18 protein-coding genes are annotated in these 25,813 nt (G+C 71.6%); 11 read left to right on the top strand and 7 right to left on the bottom strand.

Annotated features, from left to right (window positions below; translation table 11 throughout):
* Positions 1-265 precede the first annotated feature (265 nt).
* The 6 genes from moaD to POL25_RS12525 all read left to right on the top strand — a co-directional run bounded on the left by moaD (position 266) and on the right by POL25_RS12525 (position 12,136).
* Entirely contained in the window at positions 266-937 is a 672-nt protein-coding gene (gene moaD, locus POL25_RS12500) for a molybdopterin converting factor subunit 1 (protein ID WP_272086202.1), read from the top strand.
* Between the two features lie 242 nt (positions 938-1,179).
* Positions 1,180-4,176, top strand: coding sequence for a spermine/spermidine synthase domain-containing protein (locus tag POL25_RS12505; RefSeq protein WP_272086203.1), 2,997 nt, complete (start codon positions 1,180-1,182; stop codon positions 4,174-4,176).
* A gap of 142 nt (positions 4,177-4,318) precedes the next feature.
* Complete coding sequence (locus tag POL25_RS12510; RefSeq protein WP_272086204.1) at positions 4,319-6,760, top strand: sensor histidine kinase; 2,442 nt, start codon at positions 4,319-4,321, stop codon at positions 6,758-6,760.
* A gap of 236 nt (positions 6,761-6,996) precedes the next feature.
* A complete protein-coding gene (locus tag POL25_RS12515; protein ID WP_272086205.1) occupies positions 6,997-9,264 on the top strand; it encodes a DUF1588 domain-containing protein in 2,268 nt (755 codons plus the stop codon).
* Between the two features lie 25 nt (positions 9,265-9,289).
* The gene (locus POL25_RS12520) at positions 9,290-10,609 is read left to right on the top strand and encodes a DUF1501 domain-containing protein (RefSeq protein WP_272086206.1); all 1,320 of its coding nucleotides are present in this window, start codon (positions 9,290-9,292) and stop codon (positions 10,607-10,609) included.
* A 540-nt stretch (positions 10,610-11,149) separates the two neighbouring features.
* Positions 11,150-12,136: a serine/threonine-protein kinase gene (locus tag POL25_RS12525; protein ID WP_272086207.1), complete on the top strand. Its 987-nt coding sequence runs from the start codon at positions 11,150-11,152 to the stop codon at positions 12,134-12,136.
* A 221-nt stretch (positions 12,137-12,357) separates the two neighbouring features.
* On the opposite strand, the gene POL25_RS12530 is transcribed toward POL25_RS12525, so the two are convergent.
* The 3 genes from POL25_RS12530 to POL25_RS12540 form a co-directional block, all read right to left on the bottom strand.
* Positions 12,358-12,771 (bottom strand): VOC family protein, encoded by a 414-nt coding sequence (locus POL25_RS12530; RefSeq protein ID WP_272086208.1) that lies wholly within the window; start codon positions 12,769-12,771, stop codon positions 12,358-12,360.
* A gap of 155 nt (positions 12,772-12,926) precedes the next feature.
* Positions 12,927-14,498: a hypothetical protein gene (locus tag POL25_RS12535; RefSeq protein ID WP_272086209.1), complete on the bottom strand. Its 1,572-nt coding sequence runs from the start codon at positions 14,496-14,498 to the stop codon at positions 12,927-12,929.
* 122 nt (positions 14,499-14,620) lie between these two features.
* A complete protein-coding gene (locus POL25_RS12540) occupies positions 14,621-15,568 on the bottom strand; it encodes a serine/threonine protein kinase (RefSeq protein WP_272086210.1) in 948 nt (315 codons plus the stop codon).
* A gap of 88 nt (positions 15,569-15,656) precedes the next feature.
* Between POL25_RS12540 and POL25_RS12545 the strand changes: the two genes are divergently transcribed.
* The 3 genes from POL25_RS12545 to POL25_RS12555 are packed head-to-tail and all read left to right on the top strand — an operon-like array spanning position 15,657 to position 18,615.
* Positions 15,657-16,991: a protoporphyrinogen/coproporphyrinogen oxidase gene (locus POL25_RS12545; protein WP_272086211.1), complete on the top strand. Its 1,335-nt coding sequence runs from the start codon at positions 15,657-15,659 to the stop codon at positions 16,989-16,991.
* Positions 16,988-17,722: a glycosyltransferase family 2 protein gene (locus POL25_RS12550; protein WP_272086212.1), complete on the top strand. Its 735-nt coding sequence runs from the start codon at positions 16,988-16,990 to the stop codon at positions 17,720-17,722. Before POL25_RS12545 ends, POL25_RS12550 begins: the two co-directional genes overlap by 4 nt.
* Positions 17,722-18,615: a polysaccharide deacetylase family protein gene (locus tag POL25_RS12555; RefSeq protein WP_272086213.1), complete on the top strand. Its 894-nt coding sequence runs from the start codon at positions 17,722-17,724 to the stop codon at positions 18,613-18,615. The genes POL25_RS12550 and POL25_RS12555 overlap by 1 nt, the downstream gene beginning before the upstream one ends.
* Here POL25_RS12555 and POL25_RS12560 read toward each other — a convergent pair.
* Positions 18,566-19,279 carry a ribonuclease HI gene (locus POL25_RS12560; protein WP_272086214.1) on the bottom strand — a complete coding sequence of 238 codons (714 nt, stop codon included), beginning with the start codon at positions 19,277-19,279 and terminating at the stop codon, positions 18,566-18,568. The two genes, POL25_RS12555 and POL25_RS12560, sit on opposite strands and share 50 nt — an antisense overlap.
* A 182-nt stretch (positions 19,280-19,461) precedes the next feature.
* Between POL25_RS12560 and POL25_RS12565 the strand changes: the two genes are divergently transcribed.
* Together POL25_RS12565 and POL25_RS12570 are read left to right on the top strand one after the other, a co-directional pair.
* On the top strand, positions 19,462-20,508 hold the full coding sequence (locus POL25_RS12565) for a hypothetical protein (protein ID WP_272086215.1): 1,047 nt from the start codon (positions 19,462-19,464) through the stop codon (positions 20,506-20,508).
* A gap of 165 nt (positions 20,509-20,673) precedes the next feature.
* A complete protein-coding gene (locus POL25_RS12570; protein WP_272086216.1) occupies positions 20,674-21,090 on the top strand; it encodes a hypothetical protein in 417 nt (138 codons plus the stop codon).
* A 125-nt stretch (positions 21,091-21,215) separates the two neighbouring features.
* Here POL25_RS12570 and POL25_RS12575 read toward each other — a convergent pair whose 3' ends face one another.
* From POL25_RS12575 to POL25_RS12585, 3 genes are read right to left on the bottom strand one after another with little or no spacing between them, the layout of a single operon-like run.
* The gene (locus POL25_RS12575; protein ID WP_272086217.1) at positions 21,216-23,327 is read right to left on the bottom strand and encodes a hypothetical protein; all 2,112 of its coding nucleotides are present in this window, start codon (positions 23,325-23,327) and stop codon (positions 21,216-21,218) included.
* A 35-nt stretch (positions 23,328-23,362) separates the two neighbouring features.
* Positions 23,363-25,216 (bottom strand): SpoIVB peptidase S55 domain-containing protein, encoded by a 1,854-nt coding sequence (locus POL25_RS12580; RefSeq protein ID WP_272086218.1) that lies wholly within the window; start codon positions 25,214-25,216, stop codon positions 23,363-23,365.
* 10 nt (positions 25,217-25,226) lie between these two features.
* Positions 25,227-25,790, bottom strand: coding sequence for a thioredoxin family protein (locus tag POL25_RS12585; protein WP_272086219.1), 564 nt, complete (start codon positions 25,788-25,790; stop codon positions 25,227-25,229).
* Between the last annotated feature and the right edge of the window lie 23 nt (positions 25,791-25,813).

Here is a 25,813-nt window from a genome sequence, read left to right on the forward strand (position 1 = left end):
CGGAGCGCCCTGCGGGCGCCTGGCGACCACGCAGGTCGGATGCGGTCGAGTCTCTCGGTGCGAGCGGCATCATAGGCATCGGTATCGAGGTTACGAGTTCGCGGTGATCTCGATGGGATCAACGAGCGCGATGTAGGATATCCGCCTACGCACCGGCGTCGAATTCGTGGGGGTTTGGGCCCGCCTCGCCGGTCGCGGTGCGAAATTTGATCTGTCCTGCGCGATCTGGAAAGGCCCCCCGCCACGCGGCGTACACTGCGGACGCATGCACCTGCGCGTCCTGCTCTTCGCGGGCCTCCGCGAGCGCCTCCGCCGCGACAGCGTCGACCTCGAGCTGCCCGCCGGGGCGCGCGTCCGCGACCTGCTCGCCGCCCTCGCCCGCGACCAGCCCGACCTCGCGCCCGGCCTCGCGGTCTGCCGCGTCGCCGTCGACCACGAGTTCGTGGCCGCCGACCACCCGCTCGCCGAGGGCAGCGAGGTCGCCGTCATCCCGCCCGTCAGCGGCGGCCACGACGGACCCGCCGCCTATCAATTGATCAAGGACCGCCCGCTGGCCCTGGCCGACGTCGTCGCCGCGGTCGCCCACGCCGGCGCCGGCGGCATCGACATCTTCGTCGGCAACGTCCGCGATCGCAGCCGCGGCCACGACATCGCCCGCCTCGAGTACGAGGCCTACGAGCCGATGGCGCTGCGGGTGATGCGGCAGATCGGCGCCGCGATCGAGGCCGAGACGCCGGGCGTGCGGGTGGCGATCCACCACCGCCTCGGGGTGCTGCAGATCGGCGACAGCGCCGTGATCGTGGCCGCCTCGGCGCCGCACCGCGCCGAGGCGTTCGCGGCCTGCCGCGCGGCCATCGAGCAGCTCAAGCAGGACGTGCCGATCTGGAAGCGCGAGGTCGCCACCGACGGCCTCACGTGGGTCGTGCAAGGGCCGTGATGCACCTTCGGACATGTCCTGATAGACATGTCCGAATAGACATATCGTTCGCCCTCGCCTGCGCCCCGTAGACTTTCGCCTGGGGTCTCGACGCGATGGCCGGCCCGCGGCGACCCTCCTCCGCGACAGTGACGCTTCGACCCGCGAGCTTCCGGCCCTCTCGCAGCGGCGGCCGGCGCGGCGGACTCGCGGGCGCGCGGGCGACCCCGACGCCCGGCCGCTGGGGTACTCTCGCCCGGCCCATGGCCCGCTACGCCCCGCTCTTCCTCCTCTTCTTCCTGTCAGGCATCAGCGGCCTCATCTACGAGTCGATCTGGTCGCGCTACATCAAGCAGTTCGTCGGCAGCGCCGCCACCGCCCAGGTCCTCGTGCTCAGCCTGTTCATGGGCGGCATGGCGCTCGGCTCGCTGCTGGCCTCGCGCCGGCTCGCGGGCGTGCGCCGACCGGTGCGCGCGTACGGCCTGATCGAGGGCGGCATCGGCCTGTACGCGCTGGCGTTCCCGTGGCTCAGCGAGCTGGCGATGCGCGTGTGTTACGACCACGTGTTCCCCGGGCTCGGCGGCGGCTTCGCGGTCGAGGCGGTCAAGTGGAGCGTCGCCGGCCTGCTGATCCTCCCGCCGTGCGTGCTGCTGGGCATGACCTTCCCGCTGATGAGCGCCGGCATCCTCCGCCGCGACCCCGAGCGCTCCGGCGAGATCCTCAGCTTCCTCTACTTCACCAACAGCATCGGCGCGGCGCTCGGCGCCTTGCTGTCGGGCTTCGTCCTGGTCGCCAACTTCGGCCTGCCGGGCACCCTCGCCTGCGCCGCCGGCCTCAACATCGTCATCGCCGTGATCGCCCTGGCTCACCGCCGCGAGCACGCGCCGATCGTCGAGGACACCGCCGCCTCGGCCGGCACCGACAACCTGGTCAAGCTGCTGCTGCTCGTGGCCTTCGGGACCGGGCTCTCCTCGTTCATGTACGAGATCGGGTGGATCCGCCTGCTGTCGATGATCATCGGCAGCGCCACCCACTCGTTCGAGGTCATGCTTTCGGCGTTCGTGTTCGGCCTGGCGATCGGCGGCCTGTGGGTGCGCAAGCGGATGGACCGGTTCAAGCGGCCGGAGCTGGTGCTCGGCATCGTCCAGCTGATCATGGGCGTGGCCGCGATCGCGACCTTGCCGGCCTACCAGTGGGCGGTCGAGGCGATCGGCTGGCTGCTGGTCGACTCGCAGGGCAACCGCACCGAGGCGCTGTGGCAGCAGTTCAACGTCCTCCGCTACGCGCTGTGCCTGCTCATCATGTTCCCGGCGACCTTCTGCGCCGGCATGACCCTGCCGCTCATCACCCACGTGCTGCTGCGCCGCGGCCAGTCCGAGGGCGTCATCGGCCGCGTCTACGGCTTCAACACCTTCGGCGCGATCGCCGGGGCCGTGCTCGCCGGGCTCGTGCTCATGCCGCTCATCGGCCTCCAGCGCGTCATCGTGCTCGGCGCCGCCGTCGACGTCGCCCTCGGCCTCGTGCTCGTGTTCGGCGACGCCCGCCGGGCCAAGCACCCGGCCAAGATCCGCAGCTTCGGCCGGATCGCCGCCGGCAGCTCGCTGCTCACCCTCGCGTTCGGCCTGTTCGTCGTCAAGATCGACCCGATGGTCCTGTCGGCCACCGTGTTCCGCAACGGCCGCACGCGCCTGCCCGAGGGCTTCGAGCTGCTGTCCTACGTCGACGGCCGCACCGCCTCGGTGTCGGTCATCCGCCTCACCGACGCCCGCGAGTATCGCGTCATCTACACCAACGGCAAGCCCGACGCCTCGGTGGTGCTGAACCGCTACCCCGCCGACCGCGACCCCGAGCTCGGGCCCGACTTCGCCGGCGACGAGCCCAACCAGGTGCTGGTCGGCCTGCTGCCGCTGATGGCCCGGCCCCAGTCCACCGACGTCGCGCTGATCGGCTTCGGCTCCGGGGTGACGGCGCACGTGCTGCTCGGGTCGCCGACGCTGCAGCGGCTCGACACCATCGAGATCGAGCGCGAGATGGTGACGGGCTCGCGCAACTTCTACCCGGCCAACGCGCGCGCCTACGACGACCCGCGCAATCACTTCTGGTTCGACGATGCCAAGGCCTACTTCGCCGGGGCCGCGCGGCAGTTCGACATCATCGTGTCCGAGCCGACCAACCCGTGGGTCAGCGGCGTCTCGAGCCTGTTCACCGTCGAGTTCTACCGCGAGGCCAAGCGCTACCTGAAGCCGGGCGGGATCCTGGCCCAGTGGCTGCAGGGCTACGAGCTCAGCGACGAGCTGCTGCTGACCGTGCTCGCCGCCCTCGACCAGGAGTTCAGCGACTACCAGATCCTCCGCGTCGGCGCGAGCGACTGGGTCATCCTCTCGGTCGCCGACGGCGAGCTCGGGCGGCTCAGCGAGCAGCCGTTCACGTGGGCCGAGATGAAGCCCGAGCTGCAGCTGCTCGGCGTGCACGACATCGGCCAGGTCGACAACCTCGTGGTCGCCAACCGCCGCATGCTGCGCCCGTTCCTCGCCGGTCGCCCGGCCAACTCCGACGCCATGCCGCTGCTCGACACCGGCGCCGAGAAAGCCCGCTTCCTCAAGGAGTCGGCCGGCTTCCTCCACCGCATCCGCTGGACCCCCGCGCCGCTGCTCGAGGTCCTCGGCGGCATCGAGCGCCGGCCCTATCCGGCCGGGGGCATCGGCGACCGTCGCCACCCGCACGTGTTCGAGGAGGCCGAGACCGCGGTCGCGCTGCTGCGCTTCTACGCCGACCCGACCCAGCGCTTCGCCGAGGACATCAGCCTCACCACCATGAACCAGTGGATCGACGAGCAGCGCCGGATCACCGCCGGCATCGACGACTGGGACGGCTGGATCGAGGCCACCTACGGCGTCTACATCAACCTCGTGCCGCACCTGCGCCTCGGTGACGTCGCCTGGTGGAAGGACGTCCTCGCCACCGCCCGCGACCGCAAGGCCCCCGCCGAGGTGCTCGCCTTCCTCGACGCCCTCGACGCCTTGCAGGCGCGCGACCCCGCCCGCCTGCGGGCCCGCCTCGACGAGCTCGACGGCGGCAAGAGCAAGCTGCTCACCACGGGCATGCGGGCGATCTCTGGCATGGTCGCCCGGGAGCTGGATGGAGCCGATCCCGCAGCCCGTCGCGCCTGGGCCGAGTCCAACATGGATGGGGTCGCCGACGCCGAGCTCCGCGGTGAGCGCCTGGCCTACGAGGCCCTGCGCGCCTACGCAGGCCGCTGAGCGGTCACCTGTCTCCAGGGACATCTCACTTCGCCCTGCACGGGAGGACCGCGCGTCCTCCCGTGCAGAGCGCACGTGACCCGCACGCGGCGCTTCGCACCCGGCGGCGCGCGCCAGGTGTAGTCTGTGGCCGACGCGCCGGATGGGCACCGATCCAGAACACGAGCGACGGGTCCGACTCGCCCGCGGCGTCCTCGCCTGGCTGACCGTCTCCGGCGGCCTGTTGACGCTCGTCGACGCCGTCGCGCTGCTGACCCGCCACTCTTGGCATCACCTGGTCGGCCTCGGGCTCGCGTCGGTGTTCGTCGCCGTCTGCGGTTTGGGCCTCCGCCGCGCCCGCGTCGACCCCGGGCGCGCGCTCGAGCTCGGCTACGTCGTCATCCTCGTCACCATCGCCGGCGTCGGCCTGTTTGTCGCCCTGCCGCTGCTGGTGCTCGCCTGCGCGACCGCGTTCTTGATCCTCGCCACCGCCCCGCAGGTGGTCGCGCCGGCGCGGGTCGACCTGTGGACCGTCGTCGCCGTGTTCGCCGCCCTCACTCTCGGCGCGCTCGAGCTGGCGCCGCTGCCGACGCGCACCATCGACGTCCCGAGCGCCCTGCTCTACGACCTCACCTGCATCGCCGCCCTGATCGTCGCCGGCGTGCTGGCCGTCCGCGACTTCGCCCGCTACTCGCTCAAGATCAAGCTCACCCTCGTCACCCTCACGGTCGCCCTCGCCCCGCTGTTCGTGGTCCGCATCGACGCCCGCCTGCGCCTGGCCGCGGACGACCTCGAGGCTGCGCTTTCGGACATGTCCGAAAGTGCATCTCAATCGGCGAGCGCGTGGGACGGCTTCCTCGCCGGCCCGCTCGCCTCGCTGCGGGCCCTCGCCGGCGGCGACGGGGCCCTGGCGGCCTGCAGCGGCCCGGCGGCGGCCCGCGAGGCGCTGGCGCGGCGGCTGCGGCGCTGGACCGAAGATCGTGACTCGGCGATCGACGCCGCCGGCTTGTGGGGCGCCGTCGGCCAGCGCGTGCTGGTCGTCGGCGAATTCCCGCTCGCCGCCCCGCCGCCCGAGTCGGTCGCCTTCGCCGTCGATCGCCACGCGCGCGACGTCCTGGTCCTGAGCGCGCCGGTCGGTGACGACGCCGCCTGCACCCTCGCCTTCGCCCTGCGGCCCGGCCTCGTCCGCCAGTGGAGCACCGACATCGCGGCCACCGGCGGCGTCGCCGTGGTCCTGCGCGACCGCGAAGATCGCCCGCTGTTCGGCCCGCCCGAGCTCGCCGCGCTGGTGCCCGGCTACGCCGCCGTGCCGCCTGCCGCCCCAGCCGCCCGGACCTCGCCGCTGCCGCGCACCCTGGCCCAGCCCACCGTCGCCGCGCGCCTCGACGACGGCCGCCTCGCCGCCGTCGCGCGCATCGCCGACGCCGACTGGACCCTCGCCCTCGTGCGCCCCTCGGCCAGCTTCACCGCCGTCACCGCCGAGCACGCGCGCCGCGTCCAGTGGATCACCCTCCTCGTCGCCGCCGTCGCCAGCCTCGGCGCCTTCGCCCTCAGCCGGCGGCTCGCCGCCCCGATCGCGCGGCTCGCCAGCGCCATGGCCCGCTTCACCGGCGACGATCCGCGCCCGACCTCCCGCACCGGCGACGAGATCGACGCCCTCGCGCGCCGCTTCGATGTCATGGCCGGCCAGGTCCGCGCCCTCCTGCGCGCCCAGGAGCAGCAGACCCACCGCCTGCAGGCCGAGGTCAGCGAGCGCAGCGAACAGGAGCGGCGCCTGCAGGCCCTCAACCGCGAGCTGAGCGCCGTCAGCGACCGCTCGCAGGCCGCCAGCCGGGCCAAGAGCACCTTCCTCGCCCACATGAGCCACGAGCTGCGCACGCCGCTGTCGGCGATCATCGGCTACGGCGAGATGCTGCACGAGCAAGCCCGCGACCACGGCCACGACGGCTACGCTCGCGACGCCGACAACATCGTCCAGGCCGCCCAGCACCTGCTGACGATCATCAACGAGATCCTCGACCTCTCGAAGATCGAGGCCGGCAAGATGGACATGGTGCTCGAGGAGTTCGACGCCGCCCGGCTGATGCGCGAGGTCGCCGACGCCATCCGCCCGCTGATCGCCGCCAACCGCAACACGCTGACGCTGGAGCTCGAGCAGGACTCGGCGCCGATGTACAGCGACCGTCACAAGCTGCGCCAGGTCCTGCTCAACTTGCTCGGCAACGCCGCCAAGTTCACCGAGAGCGGCGCCATCGTCCTCGGCCTGCGTCAGCGCAGCGCCGCCGGCATCATCTGCCTCGTCTTCACCGTCCGCGACACCGGCCGCGGCATCGCCCAGGGCGCGCTCGCTACCCTGTTCGAGCCGTTCACGCAGGTCGTCGAGCCGGGCGCGCGCAAGACCACCGGCACGGGCCTCGGCCTCGCCATCACCCGTCGCTTCTGTCGCCTCATGGGCGGCGAGATCGACGTGACCTCGAGCCCCGGCGCCGGCTCCACCTTCACCGTCACCGTCCCCGTCAGCTACCGCGGCCTGCGCGACAGCAACTCGTGGCACCCGCTGCGGCACCCGCCGCGCGCGGACGAGAGTGCGCGCCTCAAGCCCTGATCGCGCATCGAGTGGAGAGGTCGTCGCGACCTCGCACATGTCCTCCCGGCCAGCTCGCGCGTGCGCGGAACTGCGAGCCGCCGAGCGACGTGAGGACCGGCCCGCGCGCCGCGAGGCCCCTCGCCCCCGCTCGCGACTCTTGCTGCGATCGCCGGCGCCGCGATAACGTGCGGGCCGTCCCACCCGGGAGGCTTTGCATGACCTCGACTGTTAAACGGCGATCTGCGCCGACGTTCATGGCCCTGGGCATCGCCGGCCTCGCTGCCGCGGCCCTCGGCGCTTGCAAGGACGGCGGCTTCGGCGGCGACGACGACAGCTGCGTCTCGACCCGCGAGTTCTTCGCCAACGAGGCCTGGCCCAAGGTGCTCGGCAAGACCTGCATCTCGTGCCACGGCCCGGCCGGCATCGCCGAGGAGCAGGGCGCCGAGTTCCGCCTGCTGCCCGCCTCCTACCCCGGCTTCCTCGACGCCAACCTCGCGGCCGTCACCGAGAACGCCTCGGTCAGCTACGACGACCTCTCGGCGCTGCTGGCCAAGCCGACCGCCAAGACCAAGCACGGCGGCGGCGAGGTCATCAAGCCCGACAGCGAGGAGTACCGGATCCTCGAGAGCCTGCTCGCCCAGCTCAAGGCCCCGCGCGAGTGCCCCGGCAACGACGGCGCCGACCTCGACGCCGTCGAACTGATGAGCCCCGAGCAGACCCTGCGCAAGGCCACGCTGCACCTCGCGGGCCGCCTGCCGACCGCCGAGGAGCTCAAGGAGGCCGCCGCCGGCGACGACGCGCTGGCCGAGGCCGTGCGCGGCGTGCTCGAGGAGGACGGCTTCTACGACCGCCTCGGCGACATCTTCAACGACCTGCTGCTGACCGACCGCTACCTCGTCTACACCGGCTTCGCGGTCAACATCCTCAACAGCGAGGACTTCCCGAACGCCGGCGCGTGGTGGGAGGGCCTCGAGGGCCAGGACGCGCTGCGCTACCAGGTCAACCGCGCCGCCGCGCGCGAGCCGATCGACCTGATCAACTACGTCGTCCGCAACGACCGCCCCTTCACCGAGATCCTCACCGCCGACTACACGGTGCTCAACCCGTTCTCGGCCCAGCTCTACGACCTCGACCTCGGCTTCGCCGACCCGGCCGACCCGCGCGAGTTCAAGGAGGCCAAGCTGTTCAGCGTGCGCGGCGGCAAGAAGACCCTGCCGCACGCCGGCGTGCTCAGCTCGCCGATGTTCCTCAACCGCTTCCCGACCACGCCGACCAACCGCAACCGCCACCGCGCGCGGATGACCTACAAGCTGTTCCTCGCCACCGACGTGCTGCGCATCGGCGAGCGGCCGATCGACCCGTCGCTGTCGGAGGCGTACTCGAACCCGACGCGCGATGACAAGCAGTGCAACTTCTGCCACCAGCTGCTCGACCCGGTGGCCGGCGCGTTCCAGAACTACGACGACTACGACATGGAGGTCCTGACCACCCGCGAGTGGTTCCCGGAGATGTTCGCGCCCGGCTTCGACGGCGAGGACATCCCGAAGTCGGAGTTCTCCAAGTCGCTCGAGTGGTTGGCCGCGCGCCTCGTCAAGGATCCGCGGTTCGTCATCGCCACCGTGCACACCGTGTTCCGCGCGCTGACCGGGACCGAGCCGCTGCTGTTCCCGGCCGACGCCGAGGACCCGCTGTACAGCGCCAAGCTCGACGCCTGGGAGGCCCAGGACGCCCTGTTCCGCCAGATCGGCGACGAGTTCGTGGCCGACGAATACAACCTCAAGACCGTGATCGTCGGCGTGGTCATGAGCCCGTACTTCCGCGGCCTCAGCCTCGACGCGACCGAGCTTTCCGCGGCCGACAGCGAGGAGCTCGCGGTCGTCGGCCACGGCCGGCTGTCGACCCCCGAGCTGCTGGCGAACAAGCTCCAGGCGACCACCGGCATCCGGTGGATCCGCGGCTGGGACCTCAATGACTGGCTGACCACCGACTACCGGATCCTCTACGGCGGCATCGACTCCGACAGCATCACCCAGCGACTCACGCGCATGAACGGCATCATGGGCGCGGTCGCCGGGCGCATGGCCAACGAGGTCGCCTGCGCCGTCACGGCCTACGACTTCTCGCGCGCGACCGACAAGCGGCGGCTGTTCCCGAAGGTCACGCTCGACACCGTGCCGCTGAGCGAGACCGGCGCCGAGGTGCCCGACAACGTCGCCGCCATCAAGGCCAACCTCGTCCACCTCCATCAGCGCGTGCTCGGCGAGACGCTCGCGGCCGACGACCCGGAGATCCAGCGCGCCTACGACCTGTTCCTCGGGACATGGAAGGACGGCACCGCGGCCGTCGCCGGCGGGACCGAGAACGAGTGGCTGAGCTGGTGGTGCCAGGCCCGCGTCGACCCCAACACCAACGTCGACCTGCCCGACGCCGAGAAGATCGAGACCGACAAGAACTACACCATCCGCGCGTGGATGGCGGTGATGACGTACATGCTGTCGGACTACCAGTTCCTCTACGAGTGACGCCGACGACGAAGGAGCTACCACCATGGATCGCCGCAAGTTCTTGAAGATCGCCGCCATGTCCGGGCTCGCCGTCGCCGCGCCGGTGGGGGTGCGCCGCGCCCTCGCCGACGCCGAGCCGTACGAGGGCCCGTACTTCGTGCTCATCAGCGCCTCGGGCGGGTGGGACCCCGTCTACCTGTGCGACCCCAAGGAGCAGGGCCCGCTCAACCGGCTCTACGCCGCCAGCGCCTCGCAGGGCAACATCCACTACGCGCCGATCGGCCTCGACCCGGTCGCGCTCGGCCTCGAGGAGGCCGAGGTCGCGTACCTGATGTCGAACGCCGACTTCTTCACCAAGTACGGCAGCCAGCTGCTCGTGCTCAACGGCGTCGACATGGCGACCAACAACCACGACGCCGGCGCGCGCGCGACCTGGAGCGGCCGCCTGCCCGAGGGCTTCCCGGCCTTCGGCGCGCTCGTGGCGGCCGCGCGGGCGCCCGAGAGCACCTTCGCGTACGTCAGCGCCGGGGGCTTCGACGCCACCGAGGGCCTCGTGCCGCTGACGCGCATCAGCAGCGTCGACGCGGTCAAGAAGATCGCCAACCCCAACCTCACCGACCCGAACAACGCCGAGACCGACAAGTTCCACTCCGACAAGACGATGGAGCGGATCCGCAAGGCCCAGACGGCGCGGCTCGAGGCGCAGATGGCCGCCGCTCGCCTGCCGCGCAGCAAGGCGGCGATGAACGAGCTGTTCCTGGCGCGCGGCGGCGAGAAGCTGCTGAAGGGCCTGGCGCTGCCGGCCGAGCCGGCGACGCTGCCCGGCTATCAGCTCGGCGACCTGCAGGGCTTCATGCAGCAGAGCCAGTTCGCGGTCGCGGCCTTCAAGGCGCGCATGGCCGTGGCCGCCAACCTCAACATCGGCGGCTTCGACACCCACGGCAACCACGACCGCGACCAGGTGCGCCAGCTGGCCAAGCTGCTCGCCGGCGTCGATTTCTTCATGAAAGAGGCCGAGGCGGCCGGCATCGCCGACAAACTGACAGTGGTCATCGGCTCCGACTTCGCCCGCGGCCCCGGCTACAACGGCGACAACGAGTACGCCGGCAAGGACCACTGGCCGGTCACCAGCCTGATGATGATGGGCCGCGGCATCGCCGGCAATCGCGTGGTCGGGGCCACCGACGCCGAGCAATTCGGCGCCCTCGTCGACCCGACCAGCCTCGCCGTCGGCAAGGGCTCGAAGCTCACGCCCGAGAGCATCCACCTCGCGCTGCGCAAGCTGGCCGGCATCGACACCGCCGAGGTCACGGCCCGCTTCCCGCTGGCCGGCCAGGACATGCCGAAGCTGCTCGGCGGCTGAGCCCGTTCGCTGCAAACCCGCCCTCGCGCCGCGCGGTGCGAGGGCGCTCGCGTGTTCGCCGCGAGCGTCGGACATGTCCCGAAGTTCGCGTGAGGCGACGCGCACGATCACGGCGTCGTGCATGGCCCGATCGACCGCGAGCTGCGACAATCACATGTCCCGAAGGACATGTGCACTGGCGCGCGCAGCCGAGCCCGCTGGCAGCCGTGACCGCGCTCGACATGTCCCCGGGGACATGTGCACTGGCGCGCGCGACCCGGCTCGCCGCGCTCGCCGTCGGCGCCGCGCGGCCGACTCGGGGCGCCTGCCACGCCATAACTTTCGGACATGTCCTGAAGAACATGTGCGTCGGCGCGCCGCACAGCGGCCCGCGGGCTGGCGCTCACGTTCGCGCGCCTGACCGCACCCTTGGGCACAGTCGCTGTGCATCTTTGCGAACTCGCCTGGGGATCGTCGCATGCGCATGCACGCGTCGATCGATCTGTCCCGAAGACATTGCCGCCTCGAGTGCGGCGTGGTTACTCTCCATTCACCCCCCGAATGCATGAACCCAAGCGAAGTCGCGAACCCGACGCGCCGCGCGCCCCATGTAGCCGCCGCCCGTCCGTCGACCTCACCGGCCGCGTCTTAGGCGGCCGATACGAGCTGCTCCGTCGTCTCGGTCACGGCGGCAGCGGCGCCACCATCTACGAGGCCGAGCACGTCGAGCTGCGGCGGCGCGTCGCCGTCAAGGTCCTCGACCCCGGCCTCTCCGACGCCGACACCGTCGCGCGTTTCACCCACGAGGCGCACGCCGCGGCGGCGCTGCGCAGCGAACACATCATCGACATCATCGAGCTCGCGCATGACGACAGCGAGCTCGTGTTCATGGTGATGGAGTGCCTCGAAGGCGAGGACCTCGCGGTCACGCTGGCCCAGGACGGCCCGCTCGACTGGCGGCGCGTGCTGTCGATCGGCACCCAGGTGTGCGAGGCGCTGGTGACGGCCCACGCCCGCGGCGTGGTGCATTGTGACATCAAGCCCGGCAACTGCTTCCGCATCACCCACGGCGGCACCGCCGACTTCATCAAGGTGCTCGACTTCGGCGTGTCGAGCTTCGGCGGTCGCGTCGCCGTGACGCGCGGCAGCGACGGCCGCCGCACCTCGGGCCCGGTGATCGGCACGCCCGGCTACATGCCGCAGGAGCAGCTGCGCGGCGGACCGTACGACCACCGCGTCGACATCTTCGCCCTCGGCGTGCTGATGTTCCGCCTGCTCACCGACAAGATGCCGTACTCCGGCGGCAGCCTGTTCGTCCCGCGCCGCCCCACGAGCGGCCCGATCGCCCTCCGCCGCGCCGCCCCGGCCGTCGAGATCCCCGACGCCTTCGAGGCGGTCATCCTCAAGTCCGTCGCCAGCGACCCCGCCGAGCGCTACCCGAGCGCGGCGGAGATGCTGGCGGCCCTGCGCGCCGTCGCCGACACGCCCTGGGCGCCCCGCCTCGCCCGCGACCCGCTGGCCTGGGGCGAGCGCTCCTCGGCGGCCTGAGCCGCCCGAACGCCGAGCGCAGCCTGTATTTTAAAAATACAGGCTGCTCTTGTGTCGCGTGTCACGATGAGCCTGTCCTTCGGGACAGGCTTTTCTCGCGTCGAGCTTCTTGGAAGCCTGTCCTTCGGGACATGCTGCTTCTTGCGTGGCCCGAAATGATGGCCATGTCCCTTCGGACATCTCACGCTCGTCGCAGACGGACGCGGGAGCGAGCGAGCCGCTCACGCCGGCGAGATCAGCTCGTCGTAGCCGCGGCCCTTGAACTGCAGGATGCACACCCCGTGGCCCCACGGGTCGGCGAGCAGCGCCATCCGGCCCCACACCGCGTCGCGGATCGGCCCCTCGACCGTGGCGCCCTCGACCTGCGCCCGCGCGAGCGCCGGCTCGAGCGCGTCGACCACGACATCGAGGTGCACCGGCGTCCAGTGGCGCCGATAGTCGCGCCCGACCGGCGCATCCGGCCAGGCCGGCGAATCGACCGGTTTCTGCAGCAGATACAGCGGCACGCCCGCGCCGAGCAGCTCGACGCCCCCGCCGCCGAACCGCCGCCCCGCGGTGAAGCCGAACGCGCGCACGTAAAACGCCTCGGCAGCAGAGACATCAGGCACATCGATGTTGACGAGCAAGTTGGGCATCTTTGCCTCCTGCGGAAAAGAGTTCGCGCAGAGGGTATCGCAAGCGGTGCGCGGGTCCACGCCCAATGCCTGCTTCCTGACCCCCGTCGCATCATTCGATGGTCAGCGGGATCGTGACACCGCTAATCCTGGACCGCGCCGGCCCACCGAGCGCTTCAGGCTCGGGCGCCCAGATGCGGCCGCGCCTGCGCGTAGCACCACGCCAGCACCAGCAACAGCGGCACCAGGCTGAGCGGGCCTGGCAGCCCGAGCATTCGCCCGAGGTTCGCCGGCCCGGTGTAGCCGGTGTCCGTCGCCCAGATCCGCGGCCACGCGTGGCCCCACAGCGGGTCGCCGAACTGCGGCGCCTCCGGGGCCGACGCTGCCAGCAGCAGCGTCAATGCACCCGACAGCAGCGCCAGGCCCAGCACTGCCCGCGGCACCGCGCGGATCGCCGGCGCCAGCGCCAGCGCCAGGAACGGCAGCATCGGCACGCAGTGGCGCGGGCCGATCGCCGCCCCGCCGTCCCACATGTAATAGCCGGCGTTGAGCGCCAGGTAGAAGCCGATCACCCCCAGGCACACCGCAGCGACCTGCCTCACCGGCCATGTCCCCGAGGACCTGCTCCATGGGCCAGGTGGCCAGCCGCGCAGCTCGCACGCCAGCCCCCACGGCGCCAGCAGCAGCACCGGCGCCAGGTAGAACAGCCCGCGGAACGCCCCGAACAGCAGCTCCAGCAGCACCCCGGGGTCCGGCGCGTGGATGCCGTAGTTGACGCGCATGCCCTCGGCGAACTCGGCCAGGTAGACGAAATCGTAGCCGGTCTTGAGCGGGCCGCCGAACGCCACCGAGTGGTAGATCGCCAGGGCGATCGCCGCCGGCGCCCCGCCGAGCGCCGCCACCACGGCGAAGCGGGTCCCGCGGCGCAGCCAGGCGAACAGCCACAGCAGCGCGACCGGGACCGCCGCCGGGTACTCGCACAGCACCGCCAGCCCGAGGCACATGCCCGTCCCGAAGGCCATGGCTGTTCGACCATGTCCCAAGAGGATGCCGGCGAACCCGAGCAGCAGCAGGTCGGCGCACAGCTGGTGGCCGTAGAGCGCCGAGCCGTAGATCAGCGCCGGGGTCGCCAGCGCGTAGGTCGCCGCCAGCAGCAGCGCCCCGGCGCGGTCGCCGAGGCGGCGCAGCGCCAGCAGGTACAGCGCCAGCGCGCCGAGCACCGCGAACACCCCGACCGAGCCCACGCGGCTGACGTACAGCGCGGTCCGGTAGGCCTGGTTGTAGAACAGCCGGTCGCCGGGACGGCGGGCCGCCGGGTCGCGGTTGGGGTCGCGCGGGTCGAGCGGGACCAGACGGACCTCGGGCGCGTCGGCGCCGACCAGCCGCCCGGCCCCGTAGTAGAGCGCGTAGGCGGGCGCCGCCAGCAGCGACGTGCCGGGCGCCTTGTCGCTGTAGAAGTGGCCGTCCCGCTGGCTCTTGTCGCCGGTGGTCGCGTGGTAGTCGTCGATGATCGTCGTGCCCTGCTCGACCAGCGCGCGCGTCAGGGCCAGGCGCGAGTTCTGGTTCCACGCGGGCGGGCCCGAGAAGTACGAGGTCGCGGCGAACACCGCCACGGCGAGCGGCACCAGCACCGGCGCCTCCGCTCGCACGCTGGCCCGCAGGCTGTCGCCGCGCTCATTGCCTGCGTCGCCGGAGGCTGGCGCTTCGACGTCCGGGCCGCGCCCTTCGGAACATGTCGCTTCGGACATGTCCTCTCGAACATCTCCGACACTCCACCCCGGGCCTCCCGCCCCTGCCCCTTCGGACAGGCCCTCCGAGCCTTGCCCGGGGCGGCCCGGGTCGCCGGAGCCTGGCCCTGCGGACATGTCTCTCAGGCCTGCGCCCGGGCGCTGGCCTCGACCACCAGCGCCCCGAGCTCTTGCTGGGCCCGCTCCGCGGCGGACGCCTCGGGGCACTGGGCCAGGCGCTGCAGCACCTGGTAGGCCCCGGCGTAGCGGCGGGCCGGGTCGCGATCGAGGTTCTTGCGCACGATCTCGGCCAGCTTGGCCGACAGCCCGGGCAGGCGGCGGCTCGGGTGACCGGCGTCGAACTTGACGATCGCGTCCATCGTCTTGAGGTCGTCGTCGGCCTTGAAGCAGCGCTGGCCCTTCAGCATCTCCCACAGCATCACGGCCAGGCCGAAGATGTCCGAAGAGACAGTCGCGGCCGCCGTCCCGACCACCCGCTCCGGGGCCATGTACGCCTTCGAGCCGGCCTGCGACATGTCGCTCTCGCGGGCCAGCCAGATGCTGGTCGCCGAGTTGTAATCGGCCAGCATGACCTGGCCGGTGCGCGACAGCAGCACGTTGGCCGGGCAGATGTCGCGGTGGACCACGCCCAGCTCGACCAGCTTGCCCTTGTCCTCGGCCTCGGCGGTGTGCACGTGGTGCAGCGCGTCGGCCAGCTGGCCCATGATGTAGACCGCGATCTCTTTGCTGACGCCGCGCGGATGGCCGACGTCGTGGCCGAGCAGCACGCTCAGGTCGCAGCCGTCGATCGCGTCGAGGACGAGATAGCGCACGCCGTTCTGCGCGCCCTCGCCGTGCGCGCTCGGGATGCCCGGGTGATTGAACGACTGATAGAGCCGGATCTCGTGCTCGAATTGAGCGGCCAATATCGCGTGCTCCGGGCCCGAGCCGGACGGCAGCAGCTTGACGACGTAGGACGGCGGCGCTGTCTGCGGGTCGTCCTCGTGGCGCGCGAGGAACAGGTGGAACACCGAGCTGCGCACCGCGAGCGGCCGGACCAGACGGAACTTGCCGAGACTCTGGAGCTCCATGGGCGAGCTGAGTGTGCCGCCCGCAGATCCGCGTGTCCATCGCCGAGTGCGAGGCGCCGCCCGCCCGGACCTGCTACAAGAGCGGCCCATGTCATCGCCCCCGCGAACGCCGCTCGTGGTGCTGGGAGCCGGCCTGACCGGGCTCTCGGCGGCCTGGCACGCGCGCGGGCCGGTGCTGGTGGTCGAGCGCGAGGCTCGCGTCGGCGGCCACGCCCGCAGCCACCGCCGCGACGGCTTCACGTTCGACGTCACCGGGCACTGGCTGCACCTGCGCGACCCGTCGGTGCGGGCGCTCGTCGAGGGTCTGTTCGGGCCCGGCGAGCTCGCCAGCGTGGCGCGCCGCACCTGCATCCACAGCCACGGCGTGCAGCTGCCGTACCCGTTCCAGGCCAACCTTCACGGCCTGCCGCTCGAGGTCGTGCAGGAGTGTCTGGTCGGCTACGTGGCGGCGCGCGAGCAGGCGGCGACGGGCGCGCCGGAGCCGCAGAGCTTCGTCGGCTACGCCGAGGCTCGCTTCGGCGCGGGGATCGCCAAGCACTTCTTCGTCCCGTACAACCGCAAGTTGTGGGGTGAGCACCTCGAACGGCTGACCGCCGAGTGGGTCTCGCGCTACATCCCGGTCCCCGACACCGCGCAGGTGATCGGCGGCGCCATCGGCCTGGCGCAGGAGGGCCTCGGCTACAACGCCAGCTTCCTCGTCCCGACGGCCGGGGGCATCGACGCGGTGCCGGAGCGAATGCGCGCGGGCCTCGCCGAGCGGCCCGAGGTCGAGCTGCGGCTCGGCAGCGACATCGACGAGGTCGACGTCGTCGGTCGACGTCTCAAGCTCGCCGCCGAGGCCGACTGGCGCAGCTACGACGCCCTCGTCTCGAGCATCCCGTTGCCCGAGCTCGTGCGCCGGATCCCCGCCGCGCCGGACGACGTCCGCGACGCCGCCGGCGCCCTCCGCTACGTCCGCTGGCGCTACCTCGACATCGCCGTCGGCGCCCCGCCGCCGAGCGACTATCACTGGGTCTACGTGCCCGAGCCGCGCCTGCCGTTCTTCCGCGTCGGCGTCTACTCGAACGCCGCCCCGCGCATGGCCCCTCCGGGCTGCAGCGGGCTCTACGTCGAGCTGAACGAGCGGACAGGTCCGATCGACCTCGCCGCCGTCTACGCCGGCCTCGTCGAGGTCGGCGCGCTGCGGGCCGCGGAGGACGTCCGCTTCGTCGAGGTCCGCGTCGTCGAGCACGCCTACGTCGTCTTCGACGCCGCCTACGCCGCCGCGCGGGCCACCGTCCTCGGCTGGCTCGAAGGCCAGGCCATCCTCAGCTGCGGCCGCTACGGCGGGTGGATCTACAACAGCATGGAAGACTGTCTGCTGGCCGGGCGCGCGGCGAGCGAGTGGGCGGCCGCGCGGCTCGCCGGACAGGAGCCGCGATGAACGCCACGGCTGCACCCGAGGTCAGCATCGTCATCCCCGTCTACAACGAAGAGGCGATCCTCCGCGACAGCGTCCTCGAGCTGGTGCGAGGCCTCGACGCCGAGGGGCGAGACTTCGAGCTGTGGCTGGCGGAGAACGGCAGCCGCGACCGCACGCGCGAGCTCGCCGCCGAGCTCGCCGCGCTCGATCCGCGGGTGAAGTGGTTCTCGTGCCCGGCGCCGAATTACGGGGCCGCGCTGCGCATGGCGATCGAGCAAGCGGCGGGTCGCTTCGTGATCTGCGAAGAGATCGATCTGTGCGACCTCGATTTCCACCGGCGCGCGCTGGCGCTGCTGCGCGCCGGCACGGCCGACCTCGTGGTGGGTTCGAAGGCGATGGCGGGCGCGCATGATCGCCGGCCGCTCGGTCGCCGCGCCGCCACGCGGGCCTACAATGGGCTCTTGCGGGTCACGCTCGGTTACCGCGGCACCGACACGCACGGGCTCAAGGCGTTTCGCCGCGCCGCGCTGTTGCCGGTGGTCGCCCGCTGCATCGTCGGCCACGACGTGTTCGCCTCGGAGCTGGTGATCCGGGCCCAGCGCGAGGGCGTGCCGATCACCGAGATCCCCGTCGAGCTGGAAGAGAAGCGCGCGCCGTCGATCCACCTGGCGCGGCGGGTGCCGCGGGTGCTGAAGAACCTGGCGCGACTGATGGCCGCGATCCACCTCGGACGCGGCGCCAAGGAGCGGTGATGACGACCGAGCTGCGCGGTACGATCCTCAGCGTCGACCTCGACGACCTCGCCTGCTACCACGCGATCCACGGCCTGCCGCCGCCGACGCCCGAGCAGGCCGACGTGGTGCTCGGGCGCTGCCTGCCGCGCTTCCTCCGGCTGTTCGGCGAGACCGGCGCGCGCGCCACCTTCTTCGTGGTCGGCCGCGACCTCGAGCGCGACATGCAGGGCCCCGGCCACGGCGCCGCGCTGCTCGGCCTCGCCGCGCAGTCGGGGCACGAGCTCGGCAACCACAGCTACAGCCACGCCTACGACCTCGTCGACTGGCCTTCGGGACAGGTCTATCAGGACCTGCGGCGCTGCGACGACCTGCTGCGCAAGCTCGGCGCCGAGCCGCGGGGCTTCCGTGCGCCGGGCTACAGCCACGACGAGCTGCTCCTGCAGCAGGCCGGCGCGCTCGGCTACCGCTACGACAGCTCGCTGCTGCCGTCGCTGCCGTACTACGCGGCCAAGCTGGCGGCCATGGCGTGGATCCGTGTGCGCGGGCGGCGGTCGCAGTCGCGGGCCCGCGGGCTGCGGAGCTTCGTCGGCCCGGCGCATCCCTACTACCGGGCGGACGTCGGGATGTGGGAGGTGCCGATCAGCGTCAGCCCGCTGCTGCGCCTGCCGATGGTCGGGACCTTCGTGCTGCGCGGCGGGCCGCTCTACCGCGAGGCGCTGCGGATCCCCGCGCTGCACCTCGAGCTGCACGCGCTCGATCTCGCCGACCCCGACAACGACCCGATCGATCCCGCGCTGCGCAAGCGGCAGCCCGAGCTGCGGACCCCGCTCGAACAGCGGCTCGCGCGGCTGCGCGAGCTGATCAAACAGCGGGGAGGGGCGACTTCGATCGCCGCCGCGTTCGGGTCCTAGAGTCCTCGCGGCGGACGGCCATGGTCGCCAGCGCGTCGGCCTCTTCGTTGCCCGGCTGGCCGGCGTGGCCGCGGACCTTGAGCAGCTCGACGCCAGTGAACTCGGCGAGCTTCTCTTTGATCTTCTCGATGAGCTCGAGATTGGCCTTGGCCTTCCAGCCGCCGACCAGCACGCCGAGGCTCCAGCCGCTGTCGGTAAAGAGGAGGACGTGCGCGTCCTTGTCCTCGGGGCGCAGCATTTCGAGCGCGCGCAGGATGGCCGTCAGCTCGGCGACGTTGTTGGTGCCCTCGCCGATGAACTCACTGTGCTCGACCGCCTCCTCGCCGCGCTCGATGAGCACGCCGATGCCGGCCGGGCCGGGGTTGCCGCTGCAGGCGCCGTCGGTATGGATGATGATGGTATCGTCCGTCGGCGCGCGCGTCGGCTCCTCGCGGACCACCTGAACCGTGGCGGCGGGGGTCGGAGTCCCCGAGAACGCGTCATCGGAGAGGATCTCGGTGTCATCCGGGATCTCGATGAGGTTGTCGGGCGTCGCGCGATACGACTTGCTGGCACCCAGGCGGTACCGCATCTCGATCCGGCCGCGATGAACGATGGGTTTGCCGGACGCGAGGACGCGGACGAACACCGTTTGATCCTTGAAAACGAAGCGTTTCCACGCCATGTACGAGCTCCGACCAGGCCCCCCGGGAGGCCGCTGGTTGCGCTGCAGCCTACGGCCGCGCTGCAGAATTGGGCAGGTTGGATCACTGTCCGCCGACCGGCGGAAAGACACATCCTCACCCGGCCTGAGCCCGGGTTATTTTGGTTGATCGATTAAATTTCGTGGCGTATTAGTGCCCCGTTATGAAGCGGACGATCCTCACGACCCTCGCTGCCACTGCGCTCCTCGCGATCCCCGCCTGCAAGGGCGGAGCGAGCGCCGCCGGCGGCAAGCTCATCCCCGAGCAAGCCACCATCATGGCCGGCATCGACGTCGGCGGCTTGCTCAAGAGCAGGCTGTACGCCGACAACAAGGCTGTTGCCGAGTCGCAGGCCGGCTACAAGGACGTTGTTGAGGCCGCGAAGGCCTGCAACCTCGATCCCGAGAAGGCGATCACCTCTGTCCTGATCGGCACCGACGCGAAGGACGGCGTCGCGGTCGTGGTCACCGGCACCGGTATCGGCGACGAGAAGAACCTGACCTGTATCGCCGACAAGGCCAAGGAGAAGAACGGCGGCAAGGTCCCGTTCACGATCGCCGACGAGGGCGGCAAGAAGACGCTGAAGATGGACGACGGCACCGGCTACATCGTCGACGCCGGCACGGTCGTGATCGCCAGCAAGCCGTGGGCCGCCGCGGTCAAGGATCTCGTCGATGGCAAGGGCAAGGCCGCCGTCGATGGTCCGCACAAGGATCTGTTCACCCGCGCCGACCAGAGCCGCCACATTTGGTTCGCGGGCGTCGCCCCCGAGCAGCTCGCCGGCATGGCCAAGGGCCAGGCGCAGGTCGACGTGAAGGACTTCTCGGGCTCGATCGACCTGAGCGACGGCCTCGGCGTCAAGCTCGCCGCCGGCCTCGGCTCGGCCGAGCAGGCCTCGGGCCTCAAGAAGAAGGCCGACGAGGCGCTGCCGATGGCGAAGATGGGCCTGGCGATGGTCGGCCTGCCCGCCACGGTCGCCGACACCGTCAAGATCGACGCCAAGGACGCCCTCCTCACCTTCGAGATCTCGCTGAGCGCCAGCGACCTCAAGACCCTGCAGGAGAAGGCCGGCGGCCTCGGTGGCCTCGTCGGCGGTGGCGCTGGCGGCCCCCCCCCGGGTGAGCCGGCCCTCCCGCCCCCGGATGCCGCGCCGGCCGACCCGGCCGCGGTGCCGCCCCCGGCCGACCCGGCCGCCGCGCCCGCGCACTGAGCCGCGTCGCCGCGCGCTTGCGCCGCGGCCGTGGATCCTCTAAAGAGTCGCGACCCTCTCAACCTTCCCGGTCGAGAGGGTCGCTCCTTTTCGGGCCTGCATCGTCAGGCCCGGAACCACCACCTTCGTAGCTGCTGATGGCGGCGAATATCGAGGCGGATCGTAATGCCCAAGACCACACCCCTGCAAAACGTCAAGAAGCTCTTCGGATCCAAGGACCAGCTCGTCGCCCGCGTGGCCGAGCTCCTGCCCAGCGCCTTCTCGGGCGAGTCGGCCGAGGACTTCAAGAAGCGCCTGAAGTACGTCGCCAACAGCAAGCTGCTCCGCCTCATCGAGATCGGTGAGAAGGCCAAGAAGCTCGGCGGCGTCCAGGCCCTCGTCGACAAGATCGCCGAGCTCAAGGGCCAGGCCAAGGACAAGGACTTCAAGGCCGCGCTCGCCAAGTTCAGCGTGCCCAGCCTCGTCGACCTCCACCAGAGCCTCACCCGCAAGGGCAAGCAGGCCGAGAAGACCGAGAAGCCGGTCGAGGCCAAGGCCCCCAAGAAGGCCGAGGCGAAGAAGACCGACAAGAAGAAGGCCTGAGGACCTGTCCTTCAGGACAGCCCTCGGGAGGGCCGCGGCACACGCCGCGGCCCTTCGCGCTTTCGGGATCCCAACCCGCCGGAGGTCACCGCATGTCCCTCGGGACAGGCGAGACCTCCGCGGCCTCACTTGTCGGCGATGACCGCGAGCGAGCCGATGTTGCCGAAGCTGTCGCGCGCGCGCAGGACCACGCGGTGGCGGCCCGGGGCCAGCGGCTCCGGGAGGGTCAGCTGGAAGCCCTCGCGGCCGGTGTCGAACAGGCCGTCGCTGGGGCTGGCGGCGCGGAACGGGCCGCCGTCGACGCTGAACGCGACATCGTGGATCTGCCCGCCGTCGTCGCTCGCCGTGCCGGTGATCGCCAGGCCGCTGACCTTGACGCCGTCGATCGCGGGGCGCTTGTGGTCGACCAGGAACGGGGCCGAGACCACCTCGTCGCGGGCGGCGCGGGAGATGCCGTTGCTCGGCTCGTCGCTGGCGATCACCTGCGCCTCGTAGACCCCGTCGGGCACGCTGCCGAGGTCCCACTTGTACTCTTTCTTGGTCACCGGGGCGGCGCCGCTGAGCGAGATCCACTCCTTGTCGGTCGTGCCCTCGGGGCGCACGCGGACCTCGTAGACCAGGTCGTCGTCGTCGCGCGCCTCGGCCTTCCACTTGATCGTCAGCTTGCCGTCGGGCTCGTCGTCGTCGGTCAGCTCGAACTCGGGCCGGGCCACGTCGACCCCGGCCACCAGCGGCGCCAGGTTCTCGGGGGCGTAGAACAGCTGCACGTCGCGCAGCTCGCCGCCGTCGGCCAGGGTCACCTCGAGCTCGACGAAGCGGCGGGTCGGCAGCGCCAGCGCGCCGGCCAGGGCGTCGCCGTCCTTCTTGAGGCTGACCGGCTTCCACTCGCTCCAGCGCTTGTCCGGCTCCTCGCCCGGGCCGCTGCGGGCGCGCAGCGTCAGGCCGCCGCCGCGCAGGTAGACCGCGCCGAACGTCGACGGCTGCTTGGCGTCGAGCACCTTTGTCCGGTACCTGGCCTTTTGGGCAGGTGCGACCGCGAGCCGATACGCGCCCGCGCCGTCGCCGGTGGTGGCCAGCGCCGCGCCGTCGCCGAGGCGGCACAGCGCGGTCGCCTGGCGCTCGTCGAGGTCGGCGACGGTGGCGACGTCGCGGCGGCCGCGGACCCGGTAGACCTTGCCCTGCTGCGACGCGGCGACCAGCACCTCGGAGCCCTTGCCGCCGGCCAGCAGCGACGTGAAGTACTGCTTGTCCTTGTGCAGCCACGACTCCCAGGTCGCCTCGGCCGCGCGGGCCAGGTCGCGCTTGGGGCCGAGGGCGACGAAGAACAGGTCGGCCGACGACTGCGCCCCGCCGCCGCCCGACGTCGCGTCGAGCGTGCCCTCGGCCGGCTGCCCGACCAGGCTGGTGCGGTTGAGGTTCTTCGTCAGCGCCTGCACCGACGACAGCCCGCGGTCGGTGAAGTCGTTGACGGCCGCGACCAGCCCGCCGTCGACCAACGCGAGCGCGCGGACCTCGTCGCCGGAGAAGTCGTGGACGAGGATGCCGTCGCTCGCGGGCCCGACCTGCAGCACCTTGGCGCCCGGCGAGGTCCCGACGATCACGTCCTTGCCGACCGGCAGCACCGCGAGGATGTCCTTCTCGTCGGAGTCGAGCACGACCTTCGGGTCCTTGCCGCTCATGTCGAGCGAGAACAGCTCGCCCTTGGGGCCGGTCCCGACCAGCAGGCGGCCCTCGTGCGGCACCAGGGCCCAGATCTGCTCGACCTGCAGCTTGGCGAACTCGCTGACCTTGCCCTTGGCGTCGACGCGGTGGATCGTGCCGCCGGGCAGCGTCGCCGCCAGCACGTCGCCGCCGGGCAGCGTCGTGATCGCCGACACCACCGCGCCGGGCAGCTCGGCCAGCTTGCTCGCCGCCGGCGCGGCCCCGCCGGCCTTGCTCGGGGTCGTCAGCTTGATCCGCTGCACCCCCGCGCGGTCGGCCGTGCCGAGGTACACCGCGCCCTTGTCCTTCGGGTCGGCGACGCACGAGAACACGCTCGCCGCGCCCTTCACCTCGCCGCGCGCCGGCACCAGGCCGACCGTGACCTTGCCCGAGCCCTCGATCGCCGCGCCCTCGGCCTCGCCGGCGTCGAAGTCGTCGAAGTCGCCGAGGTGGAAGCTGCGCGTCCCGCCGGCCCCCGCGCTCGCGGGCGTGAGGGCGAGCAGCGCCGCGAGCGAAACATATGTACGAAAGGACATGCGCGAAGGGACAGTCATGATCGAGCTTGGACGGTTCAATCGGAGGACGGCGCGGCGAACTTCCGCTTCGGCTTGACGCTGACCTTGAGCGTGTGCTCGCCCTCGATCAGCGACGGGCGCGGGATCACCCGCCGCGCCATCTGCTTGAAGCGGACCGCCGACGTGGTGCTGCCGGTGTGCGCGAGGCTCTCGAGCACGCTGGCCGGCAGCTCGGGCAGGAGCCCGTGGCGGGTCGAGAGGCCCTCGGCCTCGCGGTAGATCGTGGCGACCAGGCTGCGCGGCGGATAGGTGTCCTGCAGCGTGTCGATCAGGTCGTCGAGCGAGTCGGGCATGGGCCGCGGCGGGCGGGCGTTGTCGCCGCCGGTGACCTCGATCTGGATGTCCTGGTCGGCGGCGTCGTCGGGCACGCGCAGCGACAGGCTCTCCTCGCGGGCGGCCCCGCGGTAGTCGCGGAGGCGCAGCTCGAGCGTCACCAGGTCGCCGGCGTGGACATCGGCGTCGGCCAGCCGCACCGACTCGAGGATGTCGACCGGGCTGTCGTAGCGCAGCGTCGCCGTCTGGCGCACGCCTCGCAGCTTGGCGACCTCGAAGTCGTTGTTGAGCAGCGCCGCCATGATGAGCGCCCCACGGCCGCGGCCGAGCGCGCGCGCGTCGACCCCGGCGGGGAAGAACTCCTCGTGCTTGACCGTGACGGTGCGCGGGCCCTTGCTGGTCGTGACATCGATCTGGTGCACGATCTCGGCCACTACCTCGGTGCCGTCGCCCGCGCCCTCGCCGAGCGCGTCGACCAGCAGGCTGGCCGCCAGCGCCGGCGTGAGGTCGACGCCGAGCGCGACCTCGCTGTGATAGACGCGCGGAGGCATATCGGGCTCCGGCGCGCGCAGCTCGGTGGTCACCGGGATCATCGGCGCGCCGACGTCGGTGCGCAGAGAGATCGCCGCCTGGCGGTCCTGGATCATCGAGCCGCGCACGTGCAGCGCGCTCGACAGCTTCACCGAGCGCTCGACGCTGGGGATGATCACGTGGACCCGCGCGTCGGCGATCGGCAGGTTGCTCGGACCGGCGCCGAGCATCTCGTGGCCGAACGCCAGCAGCTTCTCGCCCTGCTTGCCGCCGACCCACGTCACCGTGCCGTTGGGCGCGACCGCGTTGTCGCCGCGGATCAACACTACCGACACCGAGTCGCCGCCCTGCCACGTCTTGGCCGGCGCCGTCTTGGCGTCGCCGACGGCCGTGCCCCCGCTGCCCCCGCGCGCGGGCACGAGGCCGAGCGTGTCGGCGAGGAAGCGAGTCGCCGCCGAGCCGAGGCCGCTCACCGACATCGGCGCGCCGAGCGGCGCCAGGCCGCCCTGCGGGGTCAGGTCGTCGGGACGGCGGCGCGGCGGCAGCGGGGTGGTGTCGAGCCCGAGCATCGCGTCGGCCCAGCCGGCGGCGCCGGGCCGGGCGGTCCCGCGGATCTTGTTGTGCGGCAGCACGTCTGGCCGAAAGGGCAGGTCGCCGACGGCGAACATGTTGCTCATCGGCGTGATGCCGCCGATCGGGTCCTTGTTGAAGCGGTAGCCGTAGGCGAGCGCGCCGACCAGCTTGCCGTCGATGTAGATCGGGCTGCCGCTCATGCCGCCGACGATGCCGGAGTGGACCATCCGCGGATCCGACGAGCGGAACAGGATCGCGTCCTGGCGCGGCAAATAATCGCGGATGACGTCGACGACCTCGATCTCGAAGCGGTCGGTGCCGGTGCCGGAGAACACAGTGACCGCGTAGCCCTTCATGCCGGGGCGCACGTCGTCCACGGGCATGATGTCGGGCCGGGCGGCCGAGGCGGGGCGCAGCGCCAGGGCGCCGAGCACGGCGAACCCGGCGGCGCAGCGGCGAACGATGCGACGCACGTTCCGGGGCTCAGGACTTGGCATGGCGTTCGAGGGCTTGACGCATTGCGCCGACGAGGTCGTCGTGCGGCGAATAGTAGTACTTGTAACGGCGACGCGAGGCGTTCAGCAGCTCGCGGTCGAGCTCGCCGGCGGAGTCGAAGAACAGCACGCGCGGGACGTAGCGGCCGTCGGGGCCGTACTGCTGGCTCGTCGGCTCGAGGTCCTGGTCGACGTTGATCATCACGAAGCGGTCGGTCAAAGCGACCAGCGCCGGGTCGGAGAAGGCCGGCCGCAGCGCCTTGCACTGCGAGCACCACGACGCGTGCACGACCAGCATGATCGGCCGACCCTCGCTCGCGGCTTCGCGGAAGCCCTCGTCGAGGCCGCGCCAGGCGATGGCGTCGCCGAAGCCGTTGGCCGGGGCGGTGGCGGTGCGCGCCTTCGCGGCGGGGGCCGGCGCAGGCGCAACAGCGGGCGAGCTATGCTCGGCGGCGGTCGATGGCTCGCCGCCGCAGCCGGAGAGGAGGACCGCGCCGCCTGCCGCGACGGCAGGTGCGAGGGCGAGCGCGAGGACCAGGCGGGTCGAGGTCACGGCCTGCAACCATACCACGCGCG

The organism is Nannocystis bainbridge (assembly GCF_028368995.1).
Lineage (GTDB): Bacteria > Myxococcota_A > Polyangia > Nannocystales > Nannocystaceae > Nannocystis > Nannocystis bainbridge.

What these genes read in the sequence shown, in the direction of transcription:
- moaD (WP_272086202.1), top strand. Translation starts at nt 266, where the DNA reads ATGCACCTGCGCGTCCTGCTCTTCGCGGGCCTCCGCGAGCGCCTCCGC.
- POL25_RS12505 (WP_272086203.1), top strand. Translation starts at nt 1,180, where the DNA reads ATGGCCCGCTACGCCCCGCTCTTCCTCCTCTTCTTCCTGTCAGGCATC.
- POL25_RS12510 (WP_272086204.1), top strand. Translation starts at nt 4,319, where the DNA reads ATGGGCACCGATCCAGAACACGAGCGACGGGTCCGACTCGCCCGCGGC.
- POL25_RS12515 (WP_272086205.1), top strand. Translation starts at nt 6,997, where the DNA reads ATGGCCCTGGGCATCGCCGGCCTCGCTGCCGCGGCCCTCGGCGCTTGC.
- POL25_RS12520 (WP_272086206.1), top strand. Translation starts at nt 9,290, where the DNA reads ATGGATCGCCGCAAGTTCTTGAAGATCGCCGCCATGTCCGGGCTCGCC.
- POL25_RS12525 (WP_272086207.1), top strand. Translation starts at nt 11,150, where the DNA reads ATGCATGAACCCAAGCGAAGTCGCGAACCCGACGCGCCGCGCGCCCCA.
- POL25_RS12530 (WP_272086208.1), bottom strand. Translation starts at nt 12,771, where the DNA reads ATGCCCAACTTGCTCGTCAACATCGATGTGCCTGATGTCTCTGCTGCC.
- POL25_RS12535 (WP_272086209.1), bottom strand. Translation starts at nt 14,498, where the DNA reads ATGTCCGAAGCGACATGTTCCGAAGGGCGCGGCCCGGACGTCGAAGCG.
- POL25_RS12540 (WP_272086210.1), bottom strand. Translation starts at nt 15,568, where the DNA reads ATGGAGCTCCAGAGTCTCGGCAAGTTCCGTCTGGTCCGGCCGCTCGCG.
- POL25_RS12545 (WP_272086211.1), top strand. Translation starts at nt 15,657, where the DNA reads ATGTCATCGCCCCCGCGAACGCCGCTCGTGGTGCTGGGAGCCGGCCTG.
- POL25_RS12550 (WP_272086212.1), top strand. Translation starts at nt 16,988, where the DNA reads ATGAACGCCACGGCTGCACCCGAGGTCAGCATCGTCATCCCCGTCTAC.
- POL25_RS12555 (WP_272086213.1), top strand. Translation starts at nt 17,722, where the DNA reads ATGACGACCGAGCTGCGCGGTACGATCCTCAGCGTCGACCTCGACGAC.
- POL25_RS12560 (WP_272086214.1), bottom strand. Translation starts at nt 19,279, where the DNA reads ATGGCGTGGAAACGCTTCGTTTTCAAGGATCAAACGGTGTTCGTCCGC.
- POL25_RS12565 (WP_272086215.1), top strand. Translation starts at nt 19,462, where the DNA reads ATGAAGCGGACGATCCTCACGACCCTCGCTGCCACTGCGCTCCTCGCG.
- POL25_RS12570 (WP_272086216.1), top strand. Translation starts at nt 20,674, where the DNA reads ATGCCCAAGACCACACCCCTGCAAAACGTCAAGAAGCTCTTCGGATCC.
- POL25_RS12575 (WP_272086217.1), bottom strand. Translation starts at nt 23,327, where the DNA reads ATGTCCTTTCGTACATATGTTTCGCTCGCGGCGCTGCTCGCCCTCACG.